At 55.4% G+C, this 14,251-nt stretch carries 14 protein-coding genes; 3 read left to right on the top strand and 11 right to left on the bottom strand.

What is annotated here, in order from left to right:
• Positions 1 to 35: 35 nt before the first annotated feature.
• Complete coding sequence (locus Q8N00_05075; GenBank protein ID MDP2382156.1) at positions 36 to 1,157, bottom strand: M23 family metallopeptidase; 1,122 nt, start codon at positions 1,155 to 1,157, stop codon at positions 36 to 38.
• A 40-nt stretch (positions 1,158 to 1,197) separates the two neighbouring features.
• Positions 1,198 to 1,530 (bottom strand): divalent-cation tolerance protein CutA, encoded by a 333-nt coding sequence (cutA, locus tag Q8N00_05070; GenBank protein ID MDP2382155.1) that lies wholly within the window; start codon positions 1,528 to 1,530, stop codon positions 1,198 to 1,200.
• Positions 1,531 to 1,897: 367 nt separating this feature from the next.
• On the opposite strand from cutA, the gene Q8N00_05065 reads away from it, so the two are divergent.
• Positions 1,898 to 2,218, top strand: coding sequence for a rhodanese-like domain-containing protein (locus Q8N00_05065; GenBank protein MDP2382154.1), 321 nt, complete (start codon positions 1,898 to 1,900; stop codon positions 2,216 to 2,218).
• Positions 2,219 to 2,270: 52 nt separating this feature from the next.
• Here the strand turns inward: Q8N00_05065 and Q8N00_05060 are convergent, their stop codons facing one another.
• The 9 genes from Q8N00_05060 to Q8N00_05020 all read right to left on the bottom strand — a co-directional run bounded on the left by Q8N00_05060 (position 2,271) and on the right by Q8N00_05020 (position 11,608).
• On the bottom strand, positions 2,271 to 3,194 hold the full coding sequence (locus tag Q8N00_05060; GenBank protein MDP2382153.1) for an NAD-dependent epimerase/dehydratase family protein: 924 nt from the start codon (positions 3,192 to 3,194) through the stop codon (positions 2,271 to 2,273).
• Positions 3,195 to 3,231: 37 nt separating this feature from the next.
• On the bottom strand, positions 3,232 to 4,008 hold the full coding sequence (locus Q8N00_05055; protein MDP2382152.1) for a TlyA family RNA methyltransferase: 777 nt from the start codon (positions 4,006 to 4,008) through the stop codon (positions 3,232 to 3,234).
• A 60-nt stretch (positions 4,009 to 4,068) separates the two neighbouring features.
• Positions 4,069 to 4,317 carry an exodeoxyribonuclease VII small subunit gene (gene xseB / locus Q8N00_05050; protein ID MDP2382151.1) on the bottom strand — a complete coding sequence of 83 codons (249 nt, stop codon included), beginning with the start codon at positions 4,315 to 4,317 and terminating at the stop codon, positions 4,069 to 4,071.
• A 61-nt stretch (positions 4,318 to 4,378) separates the two neighbouring features.
• Positions 4,379 to 5,707 carry an exodeoxyribonuclease VII large subunit gene (gene xseA / locus Q8N00_05045; GenBank protein ID MDP2382150.1) on the bottom strand — a complete coding sequence of 443 codons (1,329 nt, stop codon included), beginning with the start codon at positions 5,705 to 5,707 and terminating at the stop codon, positions 4,379 to 4,381.
• A 66-nt stretch (positions 5,708 to 5,773) separates the two neighbouring features.
• Entirely contained in the window at positions 5,774 to 6,553 is a 780-nt protein-coding gene (locus tag Q8N00_05040) for a TIGR00282 family metallophosphoesterase (GenBank protein MDP2382149.1), read from the bottom strand.
• Positions 6,550 to 8,127 (bottom strand): ribonuclease Y, encoded by a 1,578-nt coding sequence (rny, locus tag Q8N00_05035; GenBank protein MDP2382148.1) that lies wholly within the window; start codon positions 8,125 to 8,127, stop codon positions 6,550 to 6,552. The genes Q8N00_05040 and rny overlap by 4 nt, the downstream gene beginning before the upstream one ends.
• A 579-nt stretch (positions 8,128 to 8,706) precedes the next feature.
• Positions 8,707 to 9,003, bottom strand: coding sequence for a cell division protein ZapA (locus Q8N00_05030; GenBank protein MDP2382147.1), 297 nt, complete (start codon positions 9,001 to 9,003; stop codon positions 8,707 to 8,709).
• The gene (gene zapB / locus Q8N00_05025) at positions 8,987 to 9,250 is read right to left on the bottom strand and encodes a cell division protein ZapB (GenBank protein ID MDP2382146.1); all 264 of its coding nucleotides are present in this window, start codon (positions 9,248 to 9,250) and stop codon (positions 8,987 to 8,989) included. The genes Q8N00_05030 and zapB overlap by 17 nt, the downstream gene beginning before the upstream one ends.
• A gap of 84 nt (positions 9,251 to 9,334) precedes the next feature.
• Entirely contained in the window at positions 9,335 to 11,608 is a 2,274-nt protein-coding gene (locus Q8N00_05020; GenBank protein MDP2382145.1) for a transglycosylase SLT domain-containing protein, read from the bottom strand.
• A gap of 116 nt (positions 11,609 to 11,724) precedes the next feature.
• Here Q8N00_05020 and rlmN point away from each other — a divergent pair, with 116 nt between their 5' ends.
• Both rlmN and Q8N00_05010 read left to right on the top strand, forming a co-directional pair.
• Complete coding sequence (gene rlmN / locus Q8N00_05015; GenBank protein ID MDP2382144.1) at positions 11,725 to 12,831, top strand: 23S rRNA (adenine(2503)-C(2))-methyltransferase RlmN; 1,107 nt, start codon at positions 11,725 to 11,727, stop codon at positions 12,829 to 12,831.
• A 49-nt stretch (positions 12,832 to 12,880) separates the two neighbouring features.
• Positions 12,881 to 14,242 (top strand): pitrilysin family protein, encoded by a 1,362-nt coding sequence (locus tag Q8N00_05010; protein MDP2382143.1) that lies wholly within the window; start codon positions 12,881 to 12,883, stop codon positions 14,240 to 14,242.
• Positions 14,243 to 14,251 lie beyond the last annotated feature (9 nt).

Below are 14,251 nucleotides of genomic sequence, written 5' to 3'. Positions count from 1 at the left end.
ACGAGGCCCCTGATCGAAACGGAAAAACCAGCTAGTTATTCGAGGATATACCGAACAGGGTCAAGCGTCTGGCCATATACTTTAACCATATAGTGCAAGTGGGGCCCCGTGGCTAGTCCGGTGCTGCCAACTAATCCAACGACTTCCCCACGTTTCACGCGCTGCCCCTCTTTGACTAAAGATTTAGCCAGGTGTCCGTAGAGGGTTTCAATGCCGAACCCATGATCAATCTTTACGAGGTTTCCAAGCTTCGGGTCGAATCCGACTGTTGTGATGCGGCCTTGAGCCGGAGCCTGAACTGGAGCATTCGCAGCAGCGCCAATATCCAAGCCATCATGCCAAGCAGGCTTTTCAGTGAATGGGGAAACCCTCGGTCCAAACCCAGACGTCACCCAGCCCTTCACCGGCCAAATGGACGGAGTCGCTGCCCAACGAGAAGACTTCTGCTCGGCAGCCAAAGATAACTCTTGAAGGAATTGCTCCTGAGTCGTCGCTTCTTTCGATAACCAATCAATGCCACCCTTGATTGAGGCAATGATCTCCTGTTCGGTGAGACCACTTGGATCGACAGAGTGGCTCGTTTGTCCGACTGAAGTATTTTGGTCCGGTTCTACCAAACTTGGGCGCTGAGCCCCCTCATCCCTCTTGAGAGTCTTCTCAGCAGAGGATAGAGCATTGCCATCTGGAAGAGGGCCATCCTCACCACCTCGGCCATTCGCGACATCCCCTGTCTTCGGTGCCTCAATTCCCAACATGACACGAAGTCGCTGATTGACCTCTTTCATGCCTGTTATGCGCTTCTTCAGATCATCGACGGCTCCGGAGAAGGCGGCAGTCTGCTCTCGTGCGCTCATCGCTTCTGCGCGGAACGCTGAGAGCTCCCAGACCTCACCCGTTCTGATCACATAATGTGAAATGATCAGGATATCGGCTAATATGAGAATTGCTCCGACAATCAATAACTTACTGACAAATTTGCGTGGAAAACTAAACCGAAGAGGCTTGGCCGTTGAGCCGCGAAAAATTACAACGGTATAGGCATCACTATTTTCCGCACCGCTTACTTGTCCCATAACCTTCACCCCCTGCTGAATGGGCTCCCCCAGCTGTCCAAGATAGTCCTCGGCGAGTGTACCTATCCAGGTGGCCTCGGTCAACCCCTCACATTGACTATAAGTAAATACTCAATGTAAACAATCATATATGAGTCTCAACCCGCACCCACCTCATATATTGATCGAGGCCAGCCTTGATCTCCAATGCCACGATCTCAGGAGTTTCGTAACTATGCATCGCCTTAACCGCCTTCTCGAGTGCCTGGTACTGAAGTTTTGTAGACTTCAGCATCAGGAGCGTTTCTCCTGACTTGATAATTTTCCCGTTCCACCGATAGATCGACTTGATACCGGGGATGACATTCGCACAGGCAGCCAGTCTAGCACTAACCATTTTCGCCCCGATTCTTACCGCCTCTTTCTGACTTACCGTTGTCACCAAAACAATGAGGACCTTTGTTGGAGCTTTTTTCATAGAGGAAGCGACCCTCTCGTGATGCCGTTATCTAATCTCTCCAAATACATCTCATTCACTGCTGATGGCCTGATAACGCAATTTCCGGACCTGACACATAGGCAAATACTTACTTTTATAGTTTTATCAACATGTTGCGTTAATCAATCGTACAAATTCAAATGTCCATTCCCCTCAAAATGTGTCGCATAGACTATATAAAGACAATAAAATGACAAAAATGTACAGTTGTTGATCATCCTTGGTCAAAGATCATCGGATTACCACCACAATAACGACCCAGCGGTACCCAGAAAACCGAATACCTTGATCATTGACAGCCTTTTCGCCCCTCACATATGATGCACTCAATTAAGGAGGCCACTCAATGGGCTATGCCATTTCCCCAAAAGAACTAAAAGCAAGACTTGATAAGGGCGACAAGTTAGTACTGGTCGATGTGCGGGAGGACTGGGAATATTCTCTCGCAAAGATTGAGGGCTCAACCCTCATTCCTCTTGGAACACTTCCTCAATCGCTGGCTCAGTTAACCCGTGACTCGGAGATCATTGCCATCTGCCACCATGGGATGAGAAGCGCCGATGCAACGAACTTTCTACTCCAACAAGGGTTCAGTACTGTAAAGAATCTAGTGGGTGGAATAGACGCCTGGTCGACCCAGGTAGACGGAACCGTTCCTCGATACTAGCTCTGTGGATGATGCGCATGGCACCCGTTACTCCTGAACGGCCCAGCTGGTGCTAGCCCATACGCTCACGAAAATACTCGACGGTACGCTTGAGCCCTTCGCTGAGATCGGTTCTCGGCTCCCAAGACAATTCCTGTCGGAGCTTCGTGGAATCAATGACGCTCCGTGCCTGCTCGCCCTTTCTGGCAGGCCCATGGACTTCCTTGCAGGTTGAATTCGTGTGGGTGATGAGAAGCCTCAATAAATCGTTGATTGACGTTTCTTGCCCTGTACCAACATTATACGTTCCTTGTATTTCCTGACTCATCACCGCAAGATTTGCCTCAATCACATCTTCAACATAAACGAAGTCTCTCGTTTGCCGTCCATTTCCACAAATAATCGCTTGCTCGTTGTTCAGCAACTTCTGAATAAAAATCGCGACCACCCCAGCCTCTCCATCAGGATCCTGACGAGGGCCATAGACATTCGCGTATCGCAAGTTCACTACTTGAAGCCCGCTCACCCGCTGGTAGTAGGAGAGGTACTGCTCCCCGCACAACTTGCTGATGCCGTAGGGCGATAGCGGACGCGTGACATGGGACTCAGAAGCAGGATAGATCTCCTGTTCGCCGTAGATCGCTCCACCCGAAGAAGAGAACACCACCTTCCGCACACCGTGCCTGACTGCTTGCTGCAACACGTTCAGCATTCCAAGAATGTTTACCTCGGCATCGAAGACCGGATCTTCCACAGATTTCCTGACGTCCATCTGTGCCGCAAGGTGCATGACGATATGGGGCCGCTCATTGCGAAACACTCGCTCAAGTCGCCAGCTCTGAATATCCATCTTGCAGAAACGAGCGGCACGATTAAGGTTTTTCCGCTTTCCTGTGGATAGATTGTCCACCACCACCACTTCATGTCCTTCCTGGACAAGGCGATCGACCACATGGGAACCAATAAAGCCGGCACCTCCCGTCACGAGTACCTTCATGCATGCCCCCATCGCCAATGAATCGTCGTCATCCTCTTCACCCTGCAGTCCCAGTCATGCTGTGATCGCCCATGCTAAACCCGACAAGAATCTCCCGATTCCCTTTTCGCCCTATCACAGGAGAATCGAGCACACCCTTCAAGTGAAGCCCCAACTGCGTCGCGCAAGCAATGACTTTTTCAGTCACGGCCTCACGTTGCGCATCATCCCGCACGATTCCTCCTCGTCCCACCTGCCCCTTGCCAACTTCAAACTGTGGCTTGACTAACGCGACAACCGCCGCGGATCTATTGAGGAGGCGCACAACGGCGGGCAAGACTAAAGTCAGCGAGATAAAGGATACATCGATGACCGCCAGATCGATCGGCTCAGGAACCGTGGCACGGTCAACATACCGAATATTAGTCCGTTCGAGCAAGACAACACGAGAATCTTGACGAAGCTTCCACTCGAACTGCCCATACCCCACATCGATGGCATAAATACGGGTCGCGCCGCGCTGCAATAAACAGTCGGTGAACCCGCCAGTCGAACAGCCGACATCCAGACCAATTACTCCGAGTGGATCTATGTGAAATGCGTCAAGAGCCGCGGCTAATTTATCGCCTGATCGACTGACGAATAACGCAGGCTGCACGACCTCAATCCGCGCATCCAGCGGCACCAGCTTCGCAGGCTTATCCACCATAATCCCATCTACAGACACTCCGCCCGCCAAAACCGCTCGAGCCGCGGCCTCCCGGCTCGGCACCAAGCCCTGCACCAGCAACACGCGGTCCAACCGTTCTTTGTGAACACGAGGAGTGGTCGCCATAGTCACTTAGGGAAGTATTACGACAGAATGGAGGCGGATAGAGGAGCCCAACCAGGGAACTTAGGAGGACGGCTCATCGGTTTCGTCGTCTGGGGAGAAGGCGTGGATTCGTTTCCTGCCGTTCTTATCCTGCACGAGCACTTCTACTTTATGTTCGGCTTCTTCCAGAACCTTGAGGCAATTCTTGGAGAGGCGAATGCCTTCTTCGAAGATCCTGAGCGATTCGTCCAAGGGAAGATCGCTTTTCTCCAACTCGCCGACAATGGCTTCCAACCGCGCCATTGCCTGTTCAAACTTTACCGCTGCCACAGTACGCCTCGCTATTCATTCACCGATGTAGAGCGCCATTATACTCGACCACCTTGCAATTTCAAACTGCGGAATCGTCGAACACCCGCGTGACCTTGCAACTCAGTCGCCCACTTGCCAATTGAGCCTCCAACTCCTGGCCAGCCTCCACATCGTTCGCTCGATGGAGAATCTTCCCAGCCGGAACAGTCTGAAGGATGCTGTACCCGCGTCCAAGCACGGCCAATGGACTGAGTGTATGAAGCTGCGCCAGCAACGCATGGACACGATGACGATGATGCGTCAAGACCGCTCTCATCTGTCCCTCCAGGCGCTGTGAAAACTGCGGGACGGTTGCCAACCCTTGCTTGATCGCGAGAATAGGATTGAGACCGGAGAGATCCCTCTGTGCTTCATGCACCCGTTCCCGCCCTGCCGTGAGCAGGCGCTGGAGCATCTCGCGTAGCCGATCCACCATATCGTCTGTCCGTTGCGCCGCTGCCTGGAGACGAAAACGGACATCCGTTACCCCTCGAATACCGGCATCCAGCCGCTGCCGCTCAAACATGCAATGCCGGAGCATCATCTGTTCCACGCGGATGGTCAGCTCCCGTACTCGTTCCACGATCTCCGCCAAGACCGGAACCACCGCCTCGGCTGCCGCCGACGGCGTCGGCGCACGAAAGTCGGCCACGAAATCAGACAACGTCACATCAATTTCATGCCCGACCGCCGACACCACTGGCACATGGGAGGCCGCAATGGCACGCACAACGATCTCCTCGTTGAAGCTCCAGAGATCCTCCATCGATCCTCCGCCACGCCCAACAATGATGACGTCCACGGAACCCCATTCATTCAACGCAGCAAGCGCCTCGGTGATTTGACGTCCGGCATTCTCTCCCTGAACTTGAACTGGCGCGATCAGAATATGGATCGTCGGCCAGCGGCGCCGAAGCACGGCTAGAATATCCCGTATGGCTGCGCCAGTCAGCGAGGTGACGACACCCACTGTCCGGGGAAACGCCGGAAGCGGCTTCTTTCTGTCCTGGTCGAACAACCCCTCTTCAGCCAGTCGTTCTTTCAACTGTTTAAAGCCCAGCTGTAACGCGCCGACTCCCTTCGGCTCTACCGTATCGAGGACAATCTGGTATTCGCCACGCGGCTCATACACCGTAAGCCGCCCCCGCACGATCACCTGCATCCCCTCTTGCAAGGCGAAACGTAGTCGCACCACGCTGGACCGAAACATCACCGCGCGAATTTGGCTCGTCTTGTCCTTGAGGGTGCAATAGACATGTCCCGATCCGGGAGCACGAAGGTTGGAGAGTTCCCCTTCCAGCCAGATGTCAGAGAACTGTTCTTCAATGGAGGTACGGAGTAGTCCTGTCAACTCCGAAACCGTAAAGATCTGTTTCGGAGGAGTGGACTGAGAGAAGAGATCAGGAAAACCTGGAGAGCTCGTGGTGAGACTCCTTTAATCGATGATGCGAATGCGTTCGATCGAGAGGGCCTTCCCGAGACGCGCATCAAGCTCGATCAGAACCGCACAAAAAACGGAGGGTCCGGAGGCCACTTCGAAGCGCCGCGGCATCCCAGTCAGAAACTTTTCGATCGCTAGTTCTTTCTTTACCCCGATCACGGAATGGAGAGGGCCGGTCATGCCGATGTCCGTCATGTAGGCCGTCCCCTTCGGGAAAATCTGATCGTCAGCCGTTTGTACATGCGTATGGGTCCCGACCACGGCCACGACCTCGCCGTCCAGATAATGCCCCATCGCCATTTTTTCAGATGTGGCCTCTGCATGCATATCCACAATCACAGCTGCCACTCGTTTCTTCAACCCGGCCAGTTCTTTTTTGGCGACCTGAAACGGGCAATCCAACGTCGGCATATAGGCCCGACCCATCAGCTGCATGACGCCTAGCTGCTCCCCACCGGCCGACTCGACCACCACACTGCCATACCCCGGCACACCGATCGGGTAATTGGCGGGCCGAAGTAGGCGCGGCTCACGGGGGAAATAGTCGAGAATTTCCTTCTTATCCCAGGCATGATTCCCGGTCGTAATCACTGCAAGCCCGAGATCGAATAATTCTTCAGCCAAATCAGGCGTGATGCCAAACCCAGCGGCCGCGTTTTCGCCATTCCCAATAACAATATCAATCTGCCGCTGAGCGACCAGTCTGGGAACAGCCCGGGCCACCGCACGACGCCCGGGCTCTCCGAAAATATCGCCGATGAAGAGAACCTTCACTTCGCATACTCCACATACCGGCTCTCTCGAATGACGGTCACCCGAATCGTGCCTGGATAGGTCAACTCCTGCTCGATCTTCTTCGCCAGGTCCCGCGACAGCTGGAACGACTCGGCATCCGTAATATCTTCCTGTCGAACGATGACCCGAATCTCTCGGCCAGCCTGGATGGCATAGGCTTTCTGCACCCCTTTGATCGTCGTGGCAAGCGACTCCAACTTCTCCAAGCGCTTTACGTAGGTCTCCAAAGCCTCACGTCTCGCCCCTGGCCTGGCAGCAGACAACGCTTCGGCTGCAGCCACCAAGACGGACTCGGGACAGATCGGCTCCACTTGCTCGTGGTGCCCTGCGATCGCATTGATAATTTTCTCACTCTCACCATACTTCTTGGCGATCTCGGCGCCCAACATGGCATGGGGGCCCTCTTCTTCGTGACTGACGGCTTTCCCGATATCGTGGAGCAGCGCCCCTCGTCTCGCCAGCTTCACATCAAGGCCAAGCTCCGACGCCATGATGCCGCAGATATAGGCCGCTTCACGCGCATGATAGAGATTATTCTGTCCATAACTCGTCCGGTACTTGAGCCGACCAAGCACTTTGATCAACTCAGGATGAAAATCAGAGAGGCCTAACTCAAAAATGATTTTCTCTGCCTCTTCATACATGAGCTTATCGATATCGACTTTGACCTTCTCAACGATCTCCTCGATCCGCGTCGGATGGATGCGCCCGTCATGCATGAGCCGTTCGAGCGACACCTTGGCGATCTCCCGGCGCAACGGATCGAAGCCGGAGATAATCACCGCTTCAGGGGTCTCATCGATGATTAAGTCGATTCCCGTCGCAGCTTCGATCGCGCGGATATTACGCCCTTCCCGTCCAATGATCCGCCCCTTCATCGCGTCGTTCGGAATCTGGACCACGGAAATCGTGGACTCGGACACGTAATCACGCACCACCCGTTGAATTGAGCAGGTAATGATCTCGCGTGCTTCCCGTTCCGCATTCTCCCGGGCCTCTTCTAAGATCCGCTTCGCAAGCCCGACAGCTTCCAGCCGAGCCTGACTTTCCATTTCATGAATGAGCTGCTTCTTCGCTTCGTCGGACGTCATTCCCGCGACACGTTCCAGTGCCTCACAATGCTCCTTCTCCGCTCGAGCGCAAGCCGATTCTTTTACCGTCAGTTTTTCTTCCCGCTTCACCAGCTCTAGATCTCGTTTCTGCGTATCGACTTCTCGCTTGTCGATCACACTGACTCGCTTCTCGATGGTTTCATCGCGCTGAATCAAACGTTTTTCGACAACGGCGAGCTCGCCCATCTTGGCCTTCTGCTCTTTCTCGAGTTCCGATTTCGACTGCAGCAGAAGATCTTTTGCTTCCAGCTTGGCTTCTTTGACAATATTGTCCGCTTCCCGCTGGGCATTCTGCACAGACTGGCGGGCCTGCTCCTCTTCTTGCGCCTTCTTCGTAGCGCCAGAAGAACGACGAATCAGTTCGAACAGCCCGATTCCGAGCAATCCACCAACGAGTCCTGTCAACAAATAGGCAAAAATTGAAGTAGTAATTTGACTCACCCCCCTACAGTCCCGAGACGAGAAACACCCGGCTTCTCAGCCTCGTCTTGATACAAGGTTGGTCGACGGTTCTATCCTGATGTGGGAGCGCAGTGGAAGATTAGCTGAGCGGAAGAGGATAGCCCAACACGCGGTCTACAGACTCACTCCGAGAACGGACTCCACGGGGATGAAGATCTTGATGGTTTGAGCGAACGAGTACGTCCCGTGCCGGACAGATTCCACGAGGTTCCGCTACGTTGCCACCCCCTCATCTGATTGAGAGGATCGAGTGCGCGAACGGGAAGCAGCCGAAGACTGCCTCCATGCACCGCATTGCCAGATGGCAGCAGGAACTCCATGAATTTGCCCAACATCTCGAGAAGGTTATACATGAGGAGGACGAACCCTTGCACAGATTCTACTTGTCTCAATTTCACCAGCATCAAGAACCCACATCTATTCCGTGGCGACTGCATCATCTTCCCGGATCACTAAACCGGTTTGAGCGTGACCTGATTGTATCCCGACCGTCAACTCCACTACATCCCAACAGCACAGTTCACGATATCAAAGGGGATTACCCTTTGCAAGATGAATCTAGCGAAAGAGCGAGGTCGGCACCTGCTCCTCGATCGATTCCATGAGCGACGTCATCCGCCGCTCGACATCCGCATCACCCTGTGCACGCTTCCGTTCAACTTCGAACAACTGATGGGCCAGGTTGATCGCCGTCAACACGGCGAGCTTTGACGGAGTCGTCGTATTCATTCCCTCCGCGAGACTACGCATCTGGCTATCGACAAAACTCGCAAGCCGCCGAACATATCCCTCGTCCGCCTCCCCGCGGATCGCAAACCGTTGGCCATAGATTTCCACGTCAATGGTCTTCGTCAAGGGCCACCTCCTTGCGTTCTTCAAAACACTCCAACAACTCAACATCGCCGAGGACTTTTTCGATACGGGACTTGATATCGATACGCTCTTGCTCCCAGCGCCGATTCGAATCATCCTTCTCCGCAAGTCGCTGCCGAACAACCTTCAACTCTTCTTCAGCAGCCGCATTCTTTTTCTTCAATTCTTGAATCAGCTTCACCAGGTCTTTAATACGGTCTTCAAGCGCGTCCAATCGATCGAGTGCCATTCCCTCAGTCCCCTCCTTAAAAGTAGCCACTATAGGTTGTGGCGCACTATAGAAACTTGTCTAAATCTTGTCAAGAAACGGCCCCTAGGAAGCCCTGCCCAGCCTGGCATATTCTCGATAACTACGCAGAACACGCTTCACATACTGCCGCGTCTCCTGATAGGGGATCAATTCAACGAATTCATCCTGACTTCGCCCACGGTGCAGCGCAATCCAGTTTCCAACCGCAATCGGCCCGGCATTGTATGAGGCAATCGTATAGGCAATATTCCCGGAAAACTGTTCGAGTAATTGTTCGACGTAGCGAACTCCAAGGCGAATATTCGTCTCTTGATCAAAGAGGTCATCCCGTCCGACTGCGGGAAGCCCCAGTCGCTGGGCAACAGTATTTGCCGTGCCCGGCATCACCTGCATCAAGCCGATCGCGCCAACCCGCGATACCGCTCGCCAATCGTACTGACTCTCCTCGCGTATGATCGCCGCTACCAGATAGGGATCGACGCCTTTGGCCCCCTGCCCCTTGATCGTAGGCAGAAGGCCTGTCGGATAGGCCACCTGCCACAGCGATGGATCGACAGCACCTCCGGTCCGCTCCAACTTATCCCGGAACCGGGCCCGCGCGAGCCTGAGGGCATGATGATAGGCACCCGCCTCGTTCAACAATGTCGAAAGCACCATGAGAATATCAGGCTCTCGACTATACCGCTCCGTCAATCTCACCAATTCTCGCGCGGCATCCGAGTCCAGCCCCAACGTCTTCAGCTCGATGGCGCGTCGATAGGCAGGCTGCTGCTCGATTTCTGCCCTGGCAGACACCGAACGTGCGGCCTCACCACCTCCAGCTATGCCGCCGTCTACCGGAACGGTGGTCACGACTGATTCTGCGGTAGGAGAATCCGGCGACGGCATATCGATCCGCTCGCGAGCCAGTTGGCAATAATAGGTATAGACGTATTGTTGGCAGAGCCTCACGTAGACCTCGCGCGCTTGAGGCTGTTGGCTCAGTTCAGCCGCCCGCCCCATCCAATAGAGCGCCTGCGGCTCGAAATCGCCGTCGTGCTGGTCCACGAGCACACGCAACTGGTCGGACGCCTCACGATAGCGCGCCATCCGGTAATACCCCCAGCCCACACGCCACTGCCCCTCGGCCCGCTGAGACGCCGGCTCGCCAGCCTTTGCCACCTGCCGATATCTCGCGATCGCGTCGTCGAAGCGGCCCTGATCTTCCAGCCAAATACCGGCGAAGAGCGTGATCTGGCCTTTCTGCTCTGCGGACAACGACGCGGGCATGGTTCGCGCAAGATCGAGCAATTTGTCGCCCTGACCTTGCCGAAGATAGACGCGTGCGAGCCACACGGAGGCATCGGATGATTCAGCCGCGCCATCTTTCACCAAGGCGCGAAACGTCTCTCGGGCTTGGTCGTACTGCTTCAGCCGAACCTGTGCAATCCCAAGCTTCAGCTTGGCTTCGGTGCGCCGCGGCGACTGTGGATCAGCCGCAAGAAACTTTCGAAGTTCCTCGACCGCCTCGGCATGGAACGCTTGCCCAAGATACACCTGCGCCCGAGCGAGCCGCTCGTTCGGCTGGACGACCCAAGGCTCGCCACCAAGATTCGATGCCAGCAGCGCCTCCGCTTCTTTCGCTTCTCCACTGGCCGCAAACTTGGTCCACAACTGCGTAAGGGTTTCACGACCCTCGGCGATATTATTCTCTCGCAGCTGACATGCGCCTTGCCGAAGCAATGCCTGGGGAGTCTCCAATTCCTTCACGCTCATCGCCACCGCTTTGGCAATCCAGGCCGTCGCTTCGTGACAACTCGAAGCCTGATACCACGCTTCTCCGGCCCGATAGGCGGCCTTCACCAACAACGGCGAATCCGGTGCCGTCAGGAAAATGGTTTCGAACATCGCTGCTGCGGGTTTATCGTCTCCAAGATTCAGCAGCGCCTCTCCAATCCATAGCCGGATATAGTCGTCTAACAGCGGGATGTCTCGCTGTGCCGCGCGGAGAAACTGCATGGCTACGGCAGGATTTCGCTCAAGAAGCAGCACCCCGGACAACAATCCTGCGCGCTTCGCCCAGACCGTGGCAGGAAATCGCTCCATCAGCCGTTGAAGCCGCTCAAGCTTCAGCAACACCACTTGCTCTTTGTTCAGGACCTTACCGAGCCGTTCCTTCGGCAGTGCGGCTGCGTGAAAGCATTCGTCTGCACCCTCACAGACTGCACCGTCACTCAATGCCGGCGGAGGGACAGAGCCGGCCAACACCTGGCCCGAGGGCAGAGCAACCCCACAGAGGCCAATGCTCGTGGCAAGGAATAGACGTCGTATGGTCAATTGATATGTACCGGTGCGCACGCGTGGTCTCCCTCTCGACTCCTATCATATATAACAGCGTCCTTTCCCCGTTGCCAACAGAGCCATCTGAACCCTCTACCTTGTTCCACTTTTTAAGGCTATGGTAGGGTGCCACTATGCAGCATGAGAAACAGGCCCTCCTATCGAGCCCCGCTTCGATCAATCTCTTGTCCCTGACAGAAGAAGGTCTCAGTCGGCTCCTGCAGCCATTCGGATGGCCCCGCTACCGAACCGGTCAAATTCTCCGCTGGCTCTATCAGCGGCGTGCCCGAAGCATCGCCCAGATGACCGATCTCTCCCAGAACGATCGAGAACAACTGGCCGAGGTCGCCACGGTTTCACGCACACAAGACTGCACGGTGCTTAAATCGACCGACCATACGCGCAAGCTTCTACTCACATTGGACGATGCCCTCCGCATCGAAACGGTGCTCATTCCTGACGAGGATCGACTCACCCTCTGCGTCTCGACCCAAGTAGGCTGCATGCTGGATTGTGGTTTCTGCCTAACCGGCACCATGGGACTGAAACGAAACCTCAAGGCACATGAGATCGTCGATCAGGTGCTGACGTCTCAGGACCATTTGACCGGCGCCGAACGCCTGACCAATCTCGTCTTCATGGGCATGGGGGAACCCCTTGCCAATATCGACGCGCTCTCAGCCGCCATCCATTGCCTCACGAACAAGTCATGGGGACTAGGCTGGTCGCCACGCCGCATTACCGTGTCGACTGCAGGACTCGCCGCACGGTTGAAGGATGTGGCCGCGCTCGGGGTGAATCTCGCCATCTCATTGAACGGCACGACGGAAGAGCAACGCCAGCAATTGATGCCGGCGGCCAGCCAAATCGCCTCGCTCAAGACCCTCATGGCCGCCTGCCGGCGCTATCCGCTCGCCCCAACCAGGCGACTGACGTTTGAATATGTGTTGCTCGCCGGCGTGAACGACCGTGACGAGGACGCCCGTCGCCTGGTGAAACTGCTCAAGGGGCTCCGCTGCAAGGTGAATCTGATTCCCTTTAATGAGTTTCCTGGCAATCCCTTCCGTCGACCAGCCGACCGGGACGTGTTCGCATTTCAGGCCATACTCACACATGGCGGCCTCGACGCCTTCATCCGCAAGAGCCGCGGCCGTGATGTGTTGGGCGCCTGCGGACAATTGGGCAATCTTTCACCCGAGTATGCAGGACGCGCCTTGACACAAATTGAACCCCGTTGCTAGCATGCACTGTGCATTCCATCCAACTATGACCTGGCCCTATTCCCGACACATGATGCAACTATCCTGGATGATCGCCGCGAGCAGTCTCCTCTTCGCCCTCACAGCACCCGCTTTCGCCGCAGAACCCCGTGAGTTCATTCTCTCCAATGGGATGAAAGTCCTCCTAGTCGAAGTGCCCAAAGCTCCGGTTGCGACCGTCCAAGTCTGGTACAAAGTCGGCTCACGCAACGAAGTCATGGGCCGTGCAGGCCTCTCTCACATGCTGGAGCATATGATGTTCAAGGGTACCGTCAAATACCCGAAAGGCACCTTCTCCCGGCTCATTCGCAAGAACGGCGGCATGGATAACGCCTTCACAAGCCAGGACTTCACCGCCTACTTCGAAAATCTCGCAGCCGACCGCGTCGAACTGGCCCTGGAGCTTGAGGCTGATCGCATGCAAGGGCTCGTGCTCGAGATGAGCGAGTTGAAAACGGAACGGGAGGTGGTGAAGGAAGAACGGCGTCTTCGCTCGGAGGACGATCCCCAAGGTGCACTCGTCGAAGCGCTCTTTGCCCAGGCCTATCTCAGCCATCCCTACCATTGGCCGGTGATCGGCTGGTTCGGCGATCTGGACGCGATGACGCTGGACGACCTGCAGCGACATTACGACACCTACTACTCACCCAACAATGCGACCCTCGTCGTAGTCGGCGACATCAAGGCCGACAGCCTCCTCCCCATTATCAAACAGCTGTTCGAGCCGATTCCACGAGGACCGGAACCCAAGCCCATCGCCACGATGGAATCGGAGCAAAAAGGTGAACGCCGTTTTCTGCTCAAACGAGAGGCCCAAGTCCCCTTCGTCATGATGGGCTATCGCGTACCGAATTTTACGAGCGAAGACTCCTATGCCCTGGACATTCTCGATTCGATTCTCTCGCATGGAAAAAGCTCACGCCTCTACCAGAGCCTCGTGTACGAACAAAAAACGTCGTTGGCCGTCGGGGCGGAATACAGCCTGCTCCAGGCTGATCCAGGTCTTTTCTATTTTTATGCACTCGTGAGCCCCGGACAGAAGCCTGAGATCGTCGAAGAAGCCCTTCACCGAGAGATCAAACGCCTCCAGACCGATCCCCCGACAGAGCTGGAGCTTCAACGGGCTAAGAACCAGGTTGAAGCCACCCATGTCTTCGAGCAGGACTCTAACTTCCGGCATGCCATGCTACTGGGGCAAGCGGAGTCCGTCGGCGCCGGCTGGCGAAAGATCGACCAATTTGTGGAACGGATCCGGGCCGTGACGGCGAAAGACATCCAACGTGTCGCCCGCCAATACCTGACGGAAGATAATCGAACCGTCGGCACGTTGATTCCGGTGCCGCCCAAACAACCAGAGGCGCCAGCCACCGCCGCACAACAGGGACGCCCCTAAATGATGTCG

This window comes from Nitrospirota bacterium (assembly GCA_030684575.1).
In the GTDB taxonomy this organism is placed as follows: Bacteria; Nitrospirota; Nitrospiria; order Nitrospirales; family Nitrospiraceae; genus Palsa-1315.
The sequence above is the reverse complement of the archived record's forward strand: the minus strand, read 5'-3'. Positions and strand labels throughout refer to the sequence as shown.

Excerpts from the sequence above, each read along its gene's own strand:
- rlmN (MDP2382144.1), top strand. The coding sequence starts at position 11,725 with ATGCAGCATGAGAAACAGGCCCTCCTATCGAGCCCCGCTTCGATCAAT.
- Q8N00_05060 (MDP2382153.1), bottom strand. The coding sequence starts at position 3,194 with ATGAAGGTACTCGTGACGGGAGGTGCCGGCTTTATTGGTTCCCATGTG.
- Q8N00_05010 (MDP2382143.1), top strand. The coding sequence starts at position 12,881 with ATGATGCAACTATCCTGGATGATCGCCGCGAGCAGTCTCCTCTTCGCC.
- cutA (MDP2382155.1), bottom strand. The coding sequence starts at position 1,530 with ATGAAAAAAGCTCCAACAAAGGTCCTCATTGTTTTGGTGACAACGGTA.
- Q8N00_05065 (MDP2382154.1), top strand. The coding sequence starts at position 1,898 with ATGGGCTATGCCATTTCCCCAAAAGAACTAAAAGCAAGACTTGATAAG.
- Q8N00_05055 (MDP2382152.1), bottom strand. The coding sequence starts at position 4,008 with ATGGCGACCACTCCTCGTGTTCACAAAGAACGGTTGGACCGCGTGTTG.
- zapB (MDP2382146.1), bottom strand. The coding sequence starts at position 9,250 with ATGGCACTCGATCGATTGGACGCGCTTGAAGACCGTATTAAAGACCTG.